1 protein-coding gene is annotated in these 276 nt (G+C 64.9%); it reads right to left on the reverse strand.

Annotation, left to right across the window (positions count from 1 at the left end; all coding sequences use genetic code 11):
• Positions 1-276 (reverse strand): hypothetical protein (locus tag OU789_RS16855; RefSeq protein ID WP_274656953.1); only part of this gene is annotated, 276 nt, incomplete at both ends.

Genomic DNA, 276 nt, shown 5'->3' on the forward strand with positions numbered 1-276 from the left:
GGTGCCGTTTGCGGTGTTGAGGATGTTGCTGACCGTGACGCTGCCGGAGCGCGCGATGATGTCGGCGGCGATATCGACGGTCGGAGCTGTCAGCCTGACCTGCGCGCCCGGCGCAAATTGCAGCGGCGCGTTGATCGAGATCTTGTTGCCGGTGTTGATGTTGAAGCCGCCGAGGCCAAAACTGTTCAGCGTCGGCGCATCGAACCAGGCCGTGTTGGCACGGTCGGACGGCAGCGCGGAGGTCAGGCCGAGATTGCCTGAGACCGGCGCGACGTT

Source organism: Halocynthiibacter sp. C4, from assembly GCF_028823805.1.
Taxonomy (GTDB): Bacteria; Pseudomonadota; Alphaproteobacteria; order Rhodobacterales; family Rhodobacteraceae; genus Falsihalocynthiibacter; species Falsihalocynthiibacter halioticoli.